The organism is Acinetobacter sp. 226 (assembly GCF_048147925.1).
GTDB lineage: Bacteria > Pseudomonadota > Gammaproteobacteria > Pseudomonadales > Moraxellaceae > Acinetobacter > Acinetobacter pecorum.
Map to the genome: position 1 here is coordinate 73,098 of NZ_JAYWYX010000006.1, position 16,417 is coordinate 89,514.

The window sequence follows — 16,417 nt, forward strand, 5'->3', positions numbered from 1 at the left end:
ATGCAATGGCTTCAGGCAATTCGTCAGCGTCTTCCCCAGCACAAGTATGCGATTGATGCCGCTACGTTGGGCGATCACGCCCAATTGGCTTGGAGCAATTTGGGGTATTGGCAAGCAGGTCAGCAGGAGTATGTGGCTGCCTGTCGAATGCTCGCCGATCACCTTGCACAATCTGTAAATTTAAATTCAAAAGATAAACTGCTGGATTTAGGCTGCGGTCAGGGTGCCAGTTTGCTGTACTGGCAACAACACTATCAGGTGCAATATCTGGCCGGGGTTGAGCTGCAAGCTGCCTGTGTAGCCAATATTCAGCAATATTTACCAGAACTGAATGCCATTTATCAGGCGTCATTTTTGCGTTTAAAAGAATTGCCATTTTCCCAGCGTTTTGATGTGGTGTTATGCCTGGATGCAGCCTATCACAGTCCTGTGCCTGTATTCTTAGAGCAGGTCCGCAGTGTTTTAAATTCAAATGCGCGGATTGGTTTCCATCATCTGGTTTTGTCCGAGCGCTGGGAAACTTTAAATGCATTACAACGACGTAAGTATCAGTTCTTATTGAAATCTGCCGATGTGAATTTAAAAGATTTAATGACAGTAGGTGCGTTATATGCCTGTCTGGATCGTTTTAAATTTAAAAATATTGAGATTCAGGATCTGTCCGAACCGGTATTTTCCGGCTTTGCTGATTATGTGCAACAGACTTTGAATTCAAAGTCATCAGATGCTCAGGCTCAAGGCTCGAAACTGGATCAATTTAAGATTCAGATGACAGCAAAACTGTGCCAGAAATTATATCAGGAAGGGATCGTTAGATATGTGCAAGTGACGGCACAATCGAAGAATGAATAAAGCGCTGCAGACCCCCACTTACTTATAAAAACCCCAGGTCCAGAAACATCAAAGCCTCACTAAAAAGCGAGGCTAAGATATGGTGCCGGCACACGGATTCGAACTGTGGACCTACTGATTACAAGTCAGTTGCTCTACCAACTGAGCTATGCCGGCATGGTGGAGTGCATTTTACAGATTTTTGATAGCCACGCAAGCCAAAAAATAACCGTTTAATCAGTTTCGGCAGAATTTGCTTATTTCAATCTGATGATTGAAAAGTTCTGTGTTTGGGCATGTGTAAGGAAATTGCCCATATATCAAAATATGGGCGAGGGTGAAATTATAGGATTTGCTATGGATATGAGTTCGTTAAAAGGGTTATCTGTTTTTCAGGATGCGATCTAATTCTTGTGCACATTCCTCTAAAGTAAAGGCCATATCAAACTGCATTTGAGGTTTGAGTTCTTGAGCGAGGCTTCTCCACTGTTCGATGAGTCTTAAGGCTTTTTGAATTTTATGTTTATTGATGTCCTTGGCAAGGGTTGGGGTATAACCGCCACGTTTTGCATTTTTAATCTGTTTTGCATAGTTTGCGCTGTTATTCATGTTCACTCTCCGAATAGCAGTGTATCTATTTTTAACTTTAACTTTGAATGGCTCGGTTCACTTATTGATTTCTTTCTATCCTGTGGTTTTTATTCTCCTTTTAGTTGATTTACCAGCAACATAACATAGCTTTGATGACAATGAAATTAAGCTATTTCTGTGCCAGTTATTTGCCTGAATACATAAATAACAGGCTGAAATGGATAAGGTATAGAAACTGTACGGTTCATTATATTTTGTAGCGGAGGGGGATGAAGATTCCAAGACCATCATTTCATTTTAAATGCTGATTCACTGTAGGCTTTTAGGAGAAAAAATATTTGTTATTTCAATAAGTTGGCTAGGATGAGTTATAGCTATATGTGATGCAAGAGCAGATAAGTTTTTGATTAATACAAGAATAATAGAAAAATTGAATACAAAAAAACCGAATCATGGGATTCGGTTTTTTAAAATTTTGGCTGAGAGAGGGAGTCATATTTGTTTTATAAGTAAATGAAATATAATTAAATAAAAATATATATTTTTAATTATACCCACATTTATACCCCCAACTATATAAGGGTGCTGTTATGTCATCTGATGGTTATTATTAAATGAACAAATAACAACCAGTTGCTATATCTGAATTATTTTATTCACACTGAATCGATTTTGGTAGTAATTGAACGTTCAGGCTATGCGGGACGAATAACCACACATGGTTTTAGATCTTTGTTCAGTACTATCGTAGTAAATGAATCGAATCTTTTTAATCCAGATGCAATTGAACGCCAGCTTGCTCATGTACCTCAGAATAGGATTCGCTCGGCCTATAACCGAGCACAGTACTGGGACGAGCGCGTAAGGATCATGGAGTGGTATGGGGAGCAGGTAGAAGGATGGATGGTTCAGTATTGAGCCTCTTCTTTCTAGTTACTTATAGTCTCTATATTCTTCATACTCCCTATTAATCAATTTTTCTAGAAGTTCTGATTCAGAAATATTGTCAATTGCTGCTAATTCTTTCAATCGAACTTTTGTATTTTTTCTTAAAGGTAAGTGGAATTTCTTTTTAAGATTATCCTTATTTTTTGATCTAAAAACATTTTGCTGCCATGATTTTTTAAGTTTGTTTAAATCATTAATGTATTTTTCTTTATTATTAATATATAGATCATCAAAGTATGCATGAATATACTCTTGATTTGATTTTTCTTGTTCAAATTGAAACTTAGGAAAAATATCATATTTGAAGTGCTTATCAATATATGATTTACTCCAATTTATGAATTCTTTATTATTAATATATCTATTTAAATTGACTTTTTCTTTTTTGATTTCCTGAAATTCAATAATATATTTTTCTAAGTCTATATTTCTCTGGTGTGGCTTATTTGCTATATTGGGGCTTAAGTAAATGAGAGCTAAAATAAATACTTTAGGGTTATTAATGTATTTTTTTGATTTTGGAAAGTTTGTTCTCTTTTGAAATTTATAATTGTTAATCAAGTTATTTTCTTTAGCGACATTGAGTTGCTTATATGCTTTTTCTTTAGTATATAATAATATATTGTAGTCGTCTAAAAATCTATTAATTAAGAACCAGTACAGTCTATTATCATTTGGAAGTGAATTAATATCTAGGTCTAAAAGGTATTCCTTCTTTTTCTCCCATAAAGTATTAATAAAATTATTTAAATTAGCTTCTTCAAGATTAGATAAAGTAATTTTGATATAACTTCTAAGCTCATCAAAAGAAGAGTTCTTATTAAAAAAATCTAACAAATATCTAGGGGTACAATTCAGGTTGCTAGCCACATTCCAAGCCACCCATACGTACTCATGCTCTTTAAAGCTTCTTAAAAGTTTGTTAATCAAAAGCTCTTTACTGATATGAGGATCCTTAGAAGTTAAGCTCATTTTGATTAATTATCCGTAGTATTGTTGGTAGTATTTACAATAGTATTTAAATGAGTATTTTTCAATACTAAAATTCTGATGGATCTATGGACATAGTAGCTTACAGCCATTTTCAATTAGTAATTACCAAGTATTACCTTAACTCTAGCTTTTTTAAGATAAGTATCTATATGAACATAGACGTAAAACAGGGAGGAAAGATTCTTAATGTGGGGAGGGGATGCTGTACTACAGGAGAAATTTAGATTCTCTAGGGCATTGGTTATTTATACTATCTTTTATTAGCTAACACTCTATTGAGAAGTAAATGTAAACATATACTGAATTCCCTATCTCTTATGTAACTATTACACACATAGGTTTAAACATGAGAGATTCAATTAATCAGGCAAAACTTACACTTGAGATTGAGAACTTTTTAAAACGCTTAAAAAGAGAACGTACAAAATGGGATGGATTCTATTCACAGCTTACTAATCTGTTATTAGACTTTGATGATATATATGACCCTGATGAGGAATACACAGGTTATCTCCAGTTCTTTGTTATCTTGATATATGACTTACAGAGAATAGACTGTGATTATTTCGGTCTTATGGATGAGCTAAAGATAATTGGATATAGAGAGATGAGAACATGGTTTTTAGATATGTCTGATGTTGTTGAAAAAGGTTATAAGACTATTGAAAAGCAAAAAGATGAAAATAAAGGAGAGTTAAGGAAATACTGTGAATCGATTATTGATAAATATAGTCGGGTATTAGTGATACGTGTGGATTTGGGTTATTTGCAAAAATATTCTAGTCGAATCAGAGTTGATGATATTTATAATGATTTGGATGTACTGCTTAATCGTATCCAGAATAAAGATGGCATATTTAAGCATGTGATTGGATTTGCATGGGGAATAGAACAAGGAGGTAGAAGTAAAGGTTTTCATTGCCATTTAGCAATTATCTATAATAGTGCCTATCGTGATGGAAGTGCAGCATATTGGGGAAATAAAATTATCGCGCTTTGGAAGGAGATTACTAGAGATTATGGTCAAGGCTATAATTGTTGGAACCGCGAACGCGTAAAGGAGCTTAGAAGTAGAGATGGGCTAGGGATCGGTTTGATTTATCGTCGCGACTCAACCCAAGTGGAAAATTTTATTAGAGCAATGGAATATATTGCTGATCATCACAAACGTACTCCTCAATACTTACGCGTTAAGCCAAAAGGACGAAGAGTATTTGGTAAAGGTCAGTTAAGAGTGCAGTATGATAGACGCTAAATGAAAATAATCTCAGATACAGCAGGTAAATAGCCACCGATTTTATAGATACCTTTTAGTTAGATATGGACTGTCACTACTCTCCTAGACAAATTTAGTCTATTCTTTTTGCATAGGAGAGAATATTGTGAGTGGGCAACGATATACTCCAGAATTTAAAGATGAAGTTGTTAAATTGATTAATGAACGTGGATATTCTGTCACTGATGTAGCATAGCGTTTAGGTGTATCACAGCACAGCATTTATAAATGGCTAAAGGCGGTACAGCCTTTACGTAACAACTCTGATGAACATGAACTAATGAACTACGCGAAGCAAAGAAAGAAATCCTACGTCTTAAAAGTCAGCTTAAATAGACTGAAGAGGAACGGGATATCTTAAAGTGAAAGCACTGCTTTCACGCCACTTTGCAAGCCTGCCCGAGTGAAGTATCAGTTTATCCTGGAATACAGCCATCAATTTAAGATTAAAACGATGTGTCGGGTCCTTAAGATCGCTCGTGCTGGTTACTATGCCTGGTTGCATGAACCCGAATCAGGCAGGACGATTGAAGATAAGCGGTTATTACAGCTCATCCATTCTTCTTATGAGGCCAGTTATGGCATCTATGGTTATCGTCGCAGTACGCGGGATCGTAAGCGTCCGCTGAGTTATTTATGGGAGGATTATCATCCAAGCAGATAAAATTATAAAGCACTGATTTAATTGCATATAACAGAAAGAATATGAAATCTGTTTTAATCTCCATATATGATGAATATCATTTAAAGCATCGTAATAAAATAGAGACTTTATTCAGCTCATTAAAAGGGTAATATAATTTAGTCCTCAGTAAAGCGAGAAGCATTGAAGTGTACTTAGCTGGAATTTATGCATCTTTATATGCTTACTAATGATGTTATCAAAATAAGCTAAACATTCGAGTAATGGAATCCTTGGCTTAAATAGGTTTCGGGTTATTTTTAGCAAGTAAATGAAAAAGTAGTTAAATGTCATCTTATTTAAATATCTGCGGCGTATGGTTCAGCCATCTTTAGATGGGTTGATGCCATGCTCGGTTCTCTTGAAAAATTCCAATTAAAAACAATCAGCGTGGTATGTATAAGTTTCAGCGCTTTATTGCTTACCGCTTGTCAAACTACTACGATAACGCGAAATCAACAAGCCAATACAGAGCAACGGCTCCAACAAGAAAAAGTCCAACAACCGAAACGTGTGGTCTTTTTTTTGGGTGATGGTATGGGCATCACCACGCTTACCGCTTCACGTATTTATGCTGTTGGTGAAGATGGTCAGTTGGCGATTGATCGGCTGCCTGAGTCTGCTTTTGTTCGTACCTTTTCTGAAGATGCGCAAGTCACGGACAGCGCACCTTCGATGGGCGCGTACATGACCGGTGTGAAGATGAAAAACGAGGTGATCTCGATGCAGACAGGGACGATTGCGGTTGAACCTGACTCAGTAGGGAATAACCAGTGCGTTAGTAACCCACAAAACAAAAATAAGCAAAACACACAGACTTTACTTGAATTAGCCAAAGCAAAGGGCTGGGGGACAGGGGTTGTGACCACAACGCGGATCACGCATGCCACACCAGCATCGACTTATGCGCATATATGCCACCGTGATGCTGAAAATGACATTGCATCACAGTTGGTCCCGAGCTCAAAAGGCGATGATTATCAACGCTATAACCTCAAACTCAAAGATGGAGTCGATGTGGTTTTAGGTGGAGGTAAGCGTCAATTTTTGCCTAAAGATGCAGGTGGAGAACGTACTGATGGGCGCAATCTAATTACCGAGATGCAAAAGGCAGGCTACCGCGTGGTTTTTGATGAAAACCAACTGTCCCAAGTGCAACTGGCGAAAAATGAAAAATTATTGGGTTTATTTAATCACAGCCATTTAAATTACGACTTGGATCGCACCAAGAAAAACTTGGCAGAGCCGAGTCTCAAGCAAATGACGCTGTCTGCTTTAGACATCCTGACGCAAAATAAAAAAGGTTTTTTCCTGATGGTGGAGGGCGGGCGTATAGATCATGCGCTGCATGACACCAATGCCAAACGTGCTTTACAAGACACGATTGCCTTAAATGATGCTTTAGAAGCAACCATTCAAAAGCTTAAACAAAGTGATCCTGAACTTAAAAATACACTGATTGTAATCACAGCCGACCATGATCACACCTTGGTTTTAAATGGTTATGCCAAGCGTACAGGAAAATACGTCGAAGGTAAGGAAACCAGTGTGCTTGGATTGGTAAAAAACTATGATCAAGCGGGCTTTGCTCAAGATATTCATGGTCAACCTTATCCGATTATCGGTTTTGGTACGGGCAAAAAACGCCCCACTCAAAACCGTATGGATGACTTGGTACTGAACTTAAAAGACACTGATGTCTGTCATCCTTTACAAGGGCCAAAGGCACCACAAGGTGAAAAATATAGTTTCACCTATCCTTTGGCTGAAACGGGTTGGTGTACGGGCACTGCTGCGGATGATTTCCAACAAGAAGCTGTGATTCAAACGGGCTATAAAGATAAAGAAACGCATGGCGGTGCAGATGTGTTTTTAGGTGCGATTGGTCAGGGAGCCGATCAGTTCTCAGGTAGCCTTGAAAATATTGAGGTCAATCACCTCATTCGTAAGATCACAGGCTTATAGCAGAGGGATATCACATGAAACATACTTTAAAAACCATCCCATACATGATGCTTCTGCTTACAGCGTCGATTTCTTCAAGTGCTTTGTATGCTGCGGACACCACAGTTACACCGACGAAAAGCGTTATATTCTTTTTAGGCGATGGCATGGGACCAACCACAGTGACGGCAAGTCGTATTTATGCTGTGGGGGAAAATGGCAAACTGGCCATGGACCGCATGAAGCACGCAGCACGGATTAAAACCTATTCTGAGGATGGTCAAACCACAGATAGCGCTCCCTCTATGGGCGCCTATATGACTGGGCAGAAAAATAAAAATGAAGTGATTGCCATGACAACAGGAACGGTTGCGGTCGAACCTGAAGAAGGAAAATTGCCGAATGGCAAAAGCTTAGCGAAAGCCATCAACCGTTGTCCAGAACAGGGCAGTAGTATGGTCGCAGGGATGCCTGCGTTAAGTATTTTAGAACTGGCAAAAAAGCAGGGTAAAGCGGTTGGCGTAGTGACGACGACCGAACTCACCCATGCCACACCTGCGGCAACCTATGCACATATCTGTCACCGTGATGCGCAATACGATATCGCGCTTCAAGCTGTTCCAAAAGGTAAAGCTTATAATCCAAACTTATTGGATGGCATTAATGTCCTTATGGGAGGCGGCTTAAATCATTGGACGCCTTATGATGCAGTCTCTAACCCCAAAGGGCGCTTGGATGGTCGTGATTTATTGGCAGAGTTTAAACAGCAGGGTTATCAAACCGTTTTAAGCCAAAGTGATTTGGCACAGACGGTCAATACTCAGAAAATTTTCGGCGTATTCTCCACACAGTCGCATTTAAATTTTGATTTGGACCGACTCAAGAAGAATATAGAGACTGAACCGAGTCTGGCGGCGATGACCAGTAAAGCGATTGATGCACTGCAAGCACAGAGTCATGGACAAGGCTATTTCTTGATGGTTGAGGGTGGGCGTATTGACCATGCGCTACATGCCAATAATGCCAAACGGGCATTGCAGGAAACCAAGGCATTTAATGATGCAATTCAAACTGCACTGGATAAAGTGGATTTGAGCAATACCTTGATTGTAGTGACGGCAGACCATGACCATGTGATGACCTTTAATGGTTATGCCGCACGAACGGGTCAAACGACGGAAACTAATCCAGGTATTTTGGGGCTGAGCTATGACTATAATATTGCAAAAGAGCAAAATGCTTACAGCAAAGTGCTGGCTGATGGCCAAGTACATAATCCATACCGCGATGTAAATGGGGCAACAGGAACGACGCTTGTTTTTGGAAATGGTACGGGTAAACGTTTAGATATTCGTGACAGTATTAGCAACGAGCAAGCCTTTGCTGACGACTATAAACAAGAAGTCGGGGTACAACTGACGAAAAGCGAAACACATGGCGGCGGAGATGTGATGCTGTTTGCTGAAGGAAAGAATTCAAATCTATTCAAAGGCACACAAGAAAATACATGGGTATTTGAGCAATTGAAAAAGGCGTTTGGATTCTAATGGATACAAGATTTATACGGCCGTTCAAATTCAAAATGAAATTCTTAGCATTGTCTTTCAGTTTGCTCAGTCCATGGGTATGGTCGGCCGATGAATATCGTATTGATTATCAGATTGAACGGTTGGATGCCAATGGGGTCACGACCATTCAAAAATACAGTGAGAAAATAATTCGAGATGAGCAAAATATTTGGATTGAACGTTTAAACACACAAACGCATGCTGACGAAGCCCAGACACATAGCAACGCTCATGTGTCTGCCAAAACAGACACCCATGAGCATGTGAGTTTTGACAGTGCAATTCAGTGGATGCAGCGCAAAGATGTAGTCGGGCAAGCAAACGTAGAAAGTCCGTTTCAGCGTTTTTATATTTTGCCAGATGAAAAAATGCGGGTGCAATTGCAGGATGTCGATCAAGAAATGCTAGGGATGAAAAACTGTTGGCGCTGTGAATATAGTTTGATTCATCCTGACATTTTAAAGCGAGCACAATTGATTCAACGTGATCCGAAGTTAGCGCGTTATCAAATAAGCAGTGCTGGGCAAACGTTGAATATTATATGGAGTGAACAAGATCAACTGGTTCAAAAATATGAATTGCTCAAACCGACCTCAGGCTATGCCAAAACCTTTACCGTGCGCAAAATTGGCCAACATGTTGCTACACCTTGGACACAAACAGAAAAATACAGCGAACGTGACTATGCGGACTTTAGTGATTAGCCGATGAGTTTTTGACTTTTAATTTCGACGTTACAATAGAAATACCCGTGATTTTTTTTGGAAAAATAAGCGCTTAGGACTGTGCCGCTTGTACAGTTAAACCACTCCAACGCTTAAACGCACGTCGAAAATTGGTCGCATCGTTAATTTGTAAATACTGAGAAATCTGTTCAGTTTTAAAACCATGTACACGATATAAAATTATGGCAGTATGCAAACGACTTTGATCGAGTTGCGCCTGAAAATGGGTCTGATGCTTTTTCAGTTTACGTTTTAAGGTGGCAGAACTCATTTGAAAATAGTCAGCGGTTTGTTCAAGTTGAATATTATTTTGAATATTCTGCATGAAGTATTGATGCAAACTGAGCAAAAAACTCTGTTGAATATTTTGAGCTGTCATTTCTTTCAGCGCATGTTGATAACTGATTGCAGCTAAGGTCGAAGAGGCATTGGGAAGTTTTTCATGGACCAAGTCACGAGGCAGGCTCATCATGTTGATCGGCCGATTAAACTCTAAAGCACTGCCTAAATGCGTCCAATATTGTTCAATATAATCCGGTTCAGAAAAATTAAATTCGAATTTCCACGCTAACTTGGTTTGATACAGTTGACGGCTAAATGCTTGTATTGCACTCATTGCGCTTTCGATTAAAAAGCGATTTTCAAGCTTGTTTTCATCTAACCAATAAATATGAATATGGCTTTGACTATACATGAGTCGAGGGCATAACCACGGTGAAACAGATGCGGAAAATGTTAAATAACGGCTAAGCGCCTCATCGAAGGTCGATGCATACAGCATGGATTTAATGGCGTCATTAAAGGGGGTGGTTAGGCTGCGTTGACCGAATAAAAAACTGATGTCCTGATTGCGAAAACACTGCTCAGCATTTTTTAAAACCTGTTGTAACTGTTGCTGGCTAATCAGCTTTTGCCCTGAAAAGATATCTTCCAAGAAAATACCGCTACCACTGAGTAGGACGTGATGTTCGACTTCATGGCTGACTGCTAAATCAATTAAAATAGACAATTGATGATGCGCAGGAATGTAGCTGTAGTCGCATTCAAAGCTCATACCATGACTCGCTTTGGTGAGTAGTATTGCTTCACTTGGAGCAATTGCTGATTTAAGGCACTCAAAAGTTGCTGAGCAGTTTGGTATTGCCCGACTGAACAGCAGGTCGTGAGTGCTTTTAAAGGAATGTGCACGGACAAATCACGTTGATAATAAGCACTGACCATAAGCATGCGCTCAAGCTGAGCTGCCATTTTTTCAGCCTGTTGTAGCTTCGTCTCTGGTAACAGCATAATAAAACGATCTCCTGCGAAGCGGCAGAGCAGGTCTTGTGGTCGTAAGTTTAAGCTAATCAATTGTGAAACATGCTGTAAAATAGATGTGCCTTCATCAAAGCCATGTGTTTGATTAATCTGATTAAAATTATGCATATCTAGCAGTATGACGGACATGTCGCTGGGTTCATGCAAGTTTTGCTCGATTGCGGCTTTGAGCTGTGTTTTAAAATAATGAGCATCGGCCAAAGGGGTGAGTGCATCGAATAAGCGATGATCCCGATAAATACGTTCTCGTTTTTGCATGTGTTTAGAAATTGCCTGTTCTTCTTGATGCCAAAAATAAACCCCGATGGTAAATAGATACAGTCCAATTGGAAAAGGAATGGACTCAAGCCATGCATCCCACATGATTTCTTTAGGCAGGCGAATAAACTCATCTAAGCTGTCCATCCACATGTGGAAAAAAATAAAGCACAGTCCATAAAAGATATAGTTGGTTACACGGCCCAAAGGACGGCTTTTAATAATAAAGAAAATCCAAATACCAATAAAAACAGTTGCTCCCCCTTCACCTAAAATATCGACCCAGTTCCATTCAGCAAATGACTTGCTCTGCCCAAGTAAGATAAACAACCAAAGGGATAAGCTACAGGCAGTCGCTACACATAATAAAGGCCAGCGGTAGTAAGCAAAGTATTTAGGCATAGCATTTTTTGAAATGATTTATTTTCGCCCAAGCTAAACAGATTTAGATGACAGTTTGATGGCAATGGCTAGGGTCAAAATAGATCAGGGTATTTTTGATTTTTGAGAATAAAAATGCTGAAAAACCCTATCTTTGAGGTGAATATGCATCATTCTGTATGCTCAGTATTTTCTCTATACAGATCAAATTAGCTCATTTTTTGCTGAAAAAGGCCAAAAACAAATAAAAAGGGCAGATCGTAAAAGGCACTGTCACATCATGTTCACATTCAATTTCTATTGTGCGTTCAAACCATGCCACTTTGGCTTGAGGGGAAGAACATAATGCAAAATAATCAGAGCCGTTTCATGAAACATAAGCGTGCGGGTTTTCAGCTCAGCACACTGGTCCTGTCAATGCTGAGCATGACGCATCTACATGCCGAAGATAACACGGTGGAATATGTACAGGTCATTGGTCAAGCTGCAAGTATGGATAAAGCACTCAAAGAACAAAAACGTGCCGACCAAATCAGCAGTGTGGTACATGCCGATGGCATTGGACAATTACCCGATGACAATGCCGCAGAAGCGTTGCAACGGATACCAGGTGTATCTACAGAGCGTGACCAAGGCGAAGGACGTTTTGTTTCCGTTCGTGGTTTAGGCGCTGACTTAAATGCAGTAACCATCAATGGTACTTTGGTTCCCGCGCCTGAAAGCGATCGCCGTGGCGTAGCATTGGATGTCTTACCTTCAGAGCTAGTACAGTCATTGGCTGTGGTGAAAACGCTGACACCAGACATGGATGCCAACTCATTAGGCGGTACGGTGCAAGTCGAAAGTTTATCGGCCTTTGACCATGACGGTTTGTTTTATACGGGAACGGTTGAAGGTGGTTATGATGAAAAACGGGAAAAATATAGCCCTAAAGCATCGGGTGCCATCAGTAACCGTTTCAGTGTTGGTGAGGGGCAAGACAACCTTGGGGTAGCGCTGGCACTGAGTTATCAAAACCGAAAATTTGGCTCGGACAATGTTGAAACGGGTGGGGCTTGGGATGGCGACGTACTTGAAGAAACCGCAATGCGTCAATATGACATCGAGCGTGAGCGCATTGGTGCGGGTTTAAACTTTGATTACCGTCCGAATGACACAGGCGAATACTATTTAAGAACTTTATATAGTCGCTTTAAAGACACTGAATCACGTCAGGAAGTGGCGGCTGAATTTTCTGATCCACAACTTGCAGGCCAGCGTGGTGATGCAGAAGTGACTCGTTCACTGAAGAGCCGTGAAGAAACACAAGAAATACAGTCTTTTGTCCTCGGTGGTAAGCAAGGTTTTGGCACGTGGACGGTGGAAGGTCAGCTCGGTTATAGCGAAGCATCGGAGGAAAATCCAGGGGGAATTTCGGGGGCAAAATACCAAGGTGATTTTAGTAATGTTGGATTTAATAGTACGCAAAAACCTGTAATTACGGCAGACCAAGATTTTTATGATGCGGCCAACTATGAGTTAGATTCGGTGTCGTGGGAAAAATCTAAAACCACCGATAAAGAATACAACGGTAAATTAGACTTTTTGAAAGACTATATGCTGGGGAATTATGCTGCTGCATTGAAGTTCGGCGGAAAAATCAGTCAACGTGAAAAAACCAACAATACCGATGAATGGAAATATGAAGATCTCAGTACGTCAAGTTCAGATTTCAATTCAAACAGCCATTATGAACTGGGTCAGTTTGGTCCAACCATTAATAAAAACGCTATTAAAGATAAAATCAGTGGATTAAATCCAAATGATTATGTGGTTGCTGACGGTTCAATCATTAATGACTTTAAGTCGAATGAAGATATACAAGCGGCTTATGTCATGAATACCGTTGATTTGGATCAACTGCGTGTGATTGCAGGCTTACGTTATGAAAATACCAACTTTGAAGCACGTGGTTTTGAGTTCAACGATGATGTGATCACTGCGACTAAATATAAAAATGACTATGATCATTGGTTGCCAAGCCTACATTTACGTTATCAATTGGCCGATAACGCTTACCTCCGTGCCGCTTGGACCAATAGTGTGGTACGTCCAAACTTTGCGCAAAGTGCACCAAGTGTTTATATCGATGACGATGAAGCTGAGTTTGGTAACCCAATGTTAAAGCCTTTAGAATCTTCTAACTTTGATTTGGGGGTGGAAAAGTATTTTGGCAAAGCCAGTATGGTGGGTTTCTACGCATTTTATAAAGATATCGATAACTTTATTTATAACACCAATATTGCAGGAACAGGGCAATGGGCTGACTTTGATGAAGCTATAACCTATAAAAATGGTAATGAAGCAAAACTGTACGGGATGGAGTTTGCCTACTCACAAAAGTTTGACCATCTAGGAGCACCATGGAACGGGTTCTTGTTGGGTTTAAATACCACCTTTAGTAAGTCAGAGGCGGATATTGATTCGATGAAAGATGGCGAACTTCTGAGCCGTCGTATTCATTTACCAAACCAGTCGGATGTGGTCGGTAATGCCATGATTGGTTGGGAAAATGAGCGCTTTGGTGTACGACTTTCAGCAAATTATAAATCGAGTTATCTGTATGAACTTGGTGACATTGATACACCTGAAAAAGATATTTATACCGATGACCAAATCTTCCTTGATTTCAGTAGTCATGTGAATTTATCTAAAAACTTGCAATTGACGTTTGATGTGCAAAACATCACCGATGAGCATTATTACAACTATGCAGGTTCTAAGGCTTATAACGCTCAATATGAAGAATATGGCCCAGCATACAAACTTGCACTGACCTACACCCATTTTTAAGTCGAATTAAATTTAGTTCTCAGGTTTGCTCAGCAAAAGCAGACCTGAGTTTCCTTGCCCAATTATGAGTGTCTCTATGAAATTTTCATCTTTTAAATTGTCTGCTTTAAGCAGTTGCTTGCTGTTATTGAGCGCATGCAGTCAGCACAGCGTGCCCCAAGCTCCGCAAAATAGCCAGTCGTTAAGCTCGGCTGAAATACCAATAGATCAGCCTATGGCAGCGAAGTTGCAATTACGTGAAGTCGACATGAATGGGGCAAAAACTGAGGATGTGCAATGGTTAAGCTTGAGTGCATGGCCTGAAGTTGCCGCACTGTTGAGCAGTAAAAATAAAGGGCTACAAATCTTAGATGATCAACAAAATGTACTACATCAAATTCAAGGTCAGTTTGGGCGTTTTGATTATCGGATTGGTTCGGAGCGTTTATTGATTGCTGCGTCAAATTTGCAACAACAGCAAATTCAACTGATGAGCATGAACTTAAAAAATAAAGCATGGGACAAACCCAGCTTTATTCCAAAGCGTTCATTTAAGTCTGAAGATGTTTGCTTATATACCGATGCTCAAGGGCTGAGTTTTGCTTTTTTAGTAGGCGAAGAGGGGCTTGGTGAACAATGGTTGGTGGCTCAGCATGAGAAGGCTTTGAGTCAACCACAGTTGGTACGCCGTCTCAGTTTTCCACCTGCTAGTAGTGTATGCAAAGTGAATGATGCCACAGCAGAGCTGTTTATTAATGAAGCGAATGTTGGCGTTTGGGCATATCCAGCTCATTCCGAAGCAGACATGGTGCGTCAGGCGGTGGATCTCGTGCAACCCTTTGGTTCGATTCAAGGTTCACCTTCTGCAATTGCGATTGTAGATGATCATGTCGCTGTACTCGATGCGGAAAAACCTTTGCTTTATCGTTATCAAAAGCAAGATAAGCAATGGAAAGCACAGCCACCTTTACAATTAGACACGGTGAAAGAAGCAGAGACTTTGAGTGTTCAAGGTAATTTAACCGATAAATCCTTGCTGATTTTAGATGATAAAACCGTAAAAGTGGCGGATGCGGAATGGGAAACTCAGACCCAGACCAAAGCTCAGAATATCATCACCATTCCAGCAGAAGTGCAGACGGAGGGTGTGCCAAGTACAGGTGACGCGGCTGATGATCCTGCGATTTGGCATAACGCTACACAACCGAGTCAATCCCGCATTTTAGCGACAGATAAACAAGGTGGTTTACAGGTTAACGATTTACAGGGCAAAACCGTGCAGTATTTGCCAGTAGGGCGATTGAATAATGTTGATGTACGCTACGGTTTTAAATGGGGCAATCAAACGGTCGATTTGGCTGTGGCATCGAACCGAGATCATAACAGTCTGCATCTCTTTGTGATTCAACCCAAAACGGGCAAGGTTTCTGTGCTCGGCGAGCTAGCAACTACATTGGATGATATTTATGGCATTTGTATGTACCGCGATGCTCAAGGGGAAATCTATGCCATTCCCAACGATAAAAACGGGACTTTTGTTCAATACCACATCACGGCTGCACAGCAAAAATTACGGGCTGAAGAAGTACAACGTTTTTCAGTTCAAACCCAACCTGAAGGCTGTGTCGTAGACGATGCCACAGGACGTATTTTCTTGGGTGAAGAAGATGTCGCGGTGTGGGTAAAAGATCTCAATCCAAAAACTCAGCTCCCTATGCAGCAGGTGATAGGTGTAGGAGAGGTGATGCATGATGACATTGAGGGAATGGGACTTTATCACGGTAAAAAGCAAAGTTATTTGGTAGTTTCAAGCCAAGGCAATGACAGCTTTGTGGTGCTTGATGCCGCAGCACCTTATACGGTTCGTGGCGCATTTCGTGTAGGCATCAATATCGACAAAGGCATTGACGCTGTGTCTGAAACAGATGGACTAGATGTGAGTTCCCTAAATTTTGGTGGCAAATGGAAGCAAGGCATGTTGGTGGTGCAAGATGGACGTAAACGGATGCCTGAAACCAATCAGAACTTTAAATATGTGCCGTGGGAAAAAATCGCTCAAGCCCTGCATTTGGACTAAATAGCGCTTTAGTAC

Annotated in this window: 11 protein-coding genes, 1 tRNA gene and 3 pseudogenes; 10 read left to right on the forward strand and 5 right to left on the reverse strand. The window is 40.2% G+C overall.

The window, feature by feature from the left end; all coding sequences use genetic code 11:
- A complete protein-coding gene (locus tag VXP95_RS03930) occupies window positions 1-852 on the forward strand; it encodes an SAM-dependent methyltransferase (protein ID WP_191731065.1) in 852 nt (283 codons plus the stop codon).
- Window positions 853-932: 80 nt separating this feature from the next.
- Here the strand turns inward: VXP95_RS03930 and VXP95_RS03935 are convergent.
- Window positions 933-1,008 (reverse strand) — tRNA-Thr (locus VXP95_RS03935).
- A 204-nt stretch (window positions 1,009-1,212) separates the two neighbouring features.
- Window positions 1,213-1,440 carry a hypothetical protein gene (locus VXP95_RS03940; protein WP_004729215.1) on the reverse strand — a complete coding sequence of 76 codons (228 nt, stop codon included), beginning with the start codon at window positions 1,438-1,440 and terminating at the stop codon, window positions 1,213-1,215.
- Window positions 1,441-2,082: 642 nt separating this feature from the next.
- Between VXP95_RS03940 and VXP95_RS03945 the strand changes: the two are divergent.
- A pseudogene (locus tag VXP95_RS03945) lies at window positions 2,083-2,340 on the forward strand (tyrosine-type recombinase/integrase); the annotation flags it as partial.
- A gap of 15 nt (window positions 2,341-2,355) precedes the next feature.
- Here the strand turns inward: VXP95_RS03945 and VXP95_RS03950 are convergent.
- Entirely contained in the window at window positions 2,356-3,342 is a 987-nt protein-coding gene (locus tag VXP95_RS03950; protein WP_416711473.1) for a hypothetical protein, read from the reverse strand.
- Between the two features lie 367 nt (window positions 3,343-3,709).
- Between VXP95_RS03950 and VXP95_RS03955 the strand changes: the two genes are divergently transcribed.
- From VXP95_RS03955 to VXP95_RS03980, 6 genes and pseudogenes are all read left to right on the forward strand, one after another.
- On the forward strand, window positions 3,710-4,618 hold the full coding sequence (locus VXP95_RS03955; protein WP_416711475.1) for a YagK/YfjJ domain-containing protein: 909 nt from the start codon (window positions 3,710-3,712) through the stop codon (window positions 4,616-4,618).
- A gap of 127 nt (window positions 4,619-4,745) precedes the next feature.
- A pseudogene (locus tag VXP95_RS03960) lies at window positions 4,746-5,240 on the forward strand (transposase); the annotation flags it as partial.
- Window positions 5,241-5,317: 77 nt separating this feature from the next.
- A pseudogene (locus tag VXP95_RS03965) lies at window positions 5,318-5,512 on the forward strand (IS982 family transposase); the annotation flags it as partial.
- A 157-nt stretch (window positions 5,513-5,669) separates the two neighbouring features.
- A complete protein-coding gene (locus VXP95_RS03970) occupies window positions 5,670-7,286 on the forward strand; it encodes an alkaline phosphatase (RefSeq protein ID WP_416711476.1) in 1,617 nt (538 codons plus the stop codon).
- Window positions 7,287-7,300: 14 nt separating this feature from the next.
- The gene (locus VXP95_RS03975; protein WP_049590879.1) at window positions 7,301-8,812 is read left to right on the forward strand and encodes an alkaline phosphatase; all 1,512 of its coding nucleotides are present in this window, start codon (window positions 7,301-7,303) and stop codon (window positions 8,810-8,812) included.
- Between the two features lie 35 nt (window positions 8,813-8,847).
- Window positions 8,848-9,537, forward strand: a complete 690-nt coding sequence (locus tag VXP95_RS03980) for a hypothetical protein (protein WP_252725842.1) — start codon at window positions 8,848-8,850, stop codon at window positions 9,535-9,537.
- 73 nt (window positions 9,538-9,610) lie between these two features.
- On the opposite strand, the gene VXP95_RS03985 is transcribed toward VXP95_RS03980, so the two are convergent.
- Both VXP95_RS03985 and VXP95_RS03990 read right to left on the reverse strand, forming a co-directional pair.
- The gene (locus VXP95_RS03985) at window positions 9,611-10,612 is read right to left on the reverse strand and encodes a helix-turn-helix transcriptional regulator (RefSeq protein WP_163168543.1); all 1,002 of its coding nucleotides are present in this window, start codon (window positions 10,610-10,612) and stop codon (window positions 9,611-9,613) included.
- Window positions 10,609-11,535 carry a diguanylate cyclase domain-containing protein gene (locus VXP95_RS03990; protein WP_416711479.1) on the reverse strand — a complete coding sequence of 309 codons (927 nt, stop codon included), beginning with the start codon at window positions 11,533-11,535 and terminating at the stop codon, window positions 10,609-10,611. Before VXP95_RS03990 ends, VXP95_RS03985 begins: the two co-directional genes overlap by 4 nt.
- A 324-nt stretch (window positions 11,536-11,859) precedes the next feature.
- On the opposite strand from VXP95_RS03990, the gene VXP95_RS03995 reads away from it, so the two are divergent.
- Together VXP95_RS03995 and VXP95_RS04000 are read left to right on the forward strand one after the other, a co-directional pair.
- Entirely contained in the window at window positions 11,860-14,346 is a 2,487-nt protein-coding gene (locus tag VXP95_RS03995; RefSeq protein WP_416711480.1) for a TonB-dependent receptor, read from the forward strand.
- Window positions 14,347-14,422: 76 nt separating this feature from the next.
- Window positions 14,423-16,402, forward strand: coding sequence for a phytase (locus tag VXP95_RS04000; RefSeq protein WP_416711481.1), 1,980 nt, complete (start codon window positions 14,423-14,425; stop codon window positions 16,400-16,402).
- The last annotated feature ends 15 nt before the right edge of the window (window positions 16,403-16,417 follow it).